The organism is Methylobacterium oryzisoli, assembly GCF_046557895.1.
GTDB classification, from domain to species: Bacteria; Pseudomonadota; Alphaproteobacteria; order Rhizobiales; family Beijerinckiaceae; genus Methylobacterium; species Methylobacterium oryzisoli.
Genome location: NZ_JBKIBX010000108.1, coordinates 1 through 2,099 on the forward strand (window position 1 = coordinate 1; position 2,099 = coordinate 2,099).

General features: G+C 67.8%; 2 protein-coding genes. Both read right to left on the bottom strand.

Annotated features, from left to right (window positions below; translation table 11 throughout):
* Nucleotides 1-110: 110 nt before the first annotated feature.
* On the bottom strand, nucleotides 111-1,214 hold the full coding sequence (locus ACKUB9_RS34220; protein WP_407531144.1) for a tyrosine-type recombinase/integrase: 1,104 nt from the start codon (nucleotides 1,212-1,214) through the stop codon (nucleotides 111-113).
* A 6-nt stretch (nucleotides 1,215-1,220) separates the two neighbouring features.
* Complete coding sequence (locus tag ACKUB9_RS34225; protein WP_407531146.1) at nucleotides 1,221-1,832, bottom strand: recombinase family protein; 612 nt, start codon at nucleotides 1,830-1,832, stop codon at nucleotides 1,221-1,223.
* Nucleotides 1,833-2,099 lie beyond the last annotated feature (267 nt).

A 2,099-nucleotide genomic window follows, 5' to 3' on the forward strand; every position in this document is an offset into this window, starting at 1 on the left:
GACGTTCTGTTCGGTTGGGAAAATTGGAGCGGGCGAAGGGATTCGAACCCTCGACCCCAACCTTGGCAAGGAGGGCTGCTGAGCCGCTTTACGGTCGTCCTGGCTTGGACTTAGCCCGGCACTGGTCCGTTTTGATGCCGCCCTGCCACCAGTCGGATGTTCAGGGTCCCTGCGGTTCGGGTCATCACGTCGTCGAGGTCGGACTGCTCGAACACCGCGTAGCGCTGCACCATGCGCATCGAGGACCAGCCCGCGATCTGACACAGGGCGCGCAGGTTGCCGCCATTCTTCAGGAACCAGACCGCGAAGTGGTGCCGCCAGTCGTGGATGCGGAAGCTGGTCACGCCCGCAACCCGGCACGCCGTACGGTGGGCCTTCGAGAGCGGATTGCCGCCGACCCGGCGAGTATCGGCGTAGGGGCGGCCCCAGCGATTGAGGAAGACCGGCCCCGCATCCGGCTGCCCCCGCGCCTCCCAGAGGGCTCCCAGGGTGCAGCGGACGCTCTCCCGCATGCCGACACGGCGGGAGCGCTTCGTCTTGGTACGTGCGCCACCGGCTGCTCCGGCGTGCTCGATGAGCAAGACGTTTCGCGCCCAATCCACGCACCTCCAGTCGAGCCGTAACGCCTCCTGCGTGCGCAGCCCGGTCTCGCACAAGATCAGCATGACTGGCGCAGCCCAAGGATTGTACGCGGCCAAGAGACGGGCCGCCAGGGCCTCAGTCAGGTAGGCGATGCGCTCGCTCTCCGCCTCCTTGACGACCCGCAATGAGGGGGCGGACACCCCAAACTCGTCGGCCCCGTATCGGAGTGCCGCCTTCAAGCTCGACCGCCAACGCGCGATGGTGGATGGGGAGAGCCCCCGGCCGCGACCTCGCACCCACGCGCCCCAGGCTGCGGGGGCTTCCTCCAGCTTGGTCGCTCCCATGGCCGCCGCGAGTTCGGTGAGCCGAGCTTCATCGAATGGGTGGTGGCCTCCTGGGCGGGCGCAGTAGGCCGCGATGCACTCGCCGATGCTGATGGTGCGAGGGCGGGGGACAGCCCCCTCCAGAGCCTCGGCTCTGATCCGAGCTTCTTCAGCGGCTCCAACCGCCTCGGCCTCCGCCTTGAGGGTGCAGCCGGTCGAGCGCTCCTTGAGCGTGAAGACCTGCCGCCCGACCCGGACCTTGCCGCGGACGTGCCAGACCTTGCCGCGCTTGCGGTAGTGCAGAGCCACGGGGCTTCAGGACGCGAGAGCCGCCTCCTGCGGCGAGCCCATCGTGCGCTTGAGGCGGGCCACGGTGGCCGTACCTGCTCCCACCTTGCGGGCGGTCTCACGAACACCCGCTCCGTCCCGCAACAGGCGGCGGATAGCTTCTGCCTTCTCGTCTGCCAGCGGCGGGCGACCCAGGCGCTTGGTGGTTCGCTGGAGCCCCGCCTTGACCCTGGCGACGATCATCGCCCGCTCGAACTCGGCGAAGACGCCGAGCATCTGGAAGAGCATGCGACCGGAGGGGGTAGCGGTATCGAGGGCCTGCTGGTGCAAGAACAGATCGACGCCGCGGGCCTGGAGTTCGCCGAGGAGAGCCACGAGGTCGGGCAGCGACCGGCCGAGCCGATCAACGGACCACGCGGCAACCACATCCACCTGCCCGCGGGCCACGGCCTTCATGAGGGCATCGAGCCCCGGCCGGCGATCCCGCCCTTTGGTGCCCGAGACGCCCTCGTCGGCGAAGATGCTCACCACAGTCCACCCGAGGCGTTGCGCCACCTCGTCGAGGTGGCGACGCTGGTTCGCGACCGTCTGGCCGTCAGCGGTGGAGACGCGGAGATAAAAGGCAGCGCGGCGGGTCATGGGGCAGAGAATCCCACGGAACGGCCGAGCCTGCATCTGGCCCGAAAACACCTGTTTACTGATACGCTTACCCTCACCATGAATGGGGAAGCCGACGCGTGCTGCCACAAGGACTTACGGGCAGACTGAGATGACGGTCGTGCAAGGGTTTTTGAGACAGCCGAAATGAAGGGGCCGCCAGGACGGAGGCAGCACATGCCGCCGTCAGAGCAGCACCACATCGAATTGTCCGGACCGGACAATGCGTGCGCGGGCATTGCGCCTACC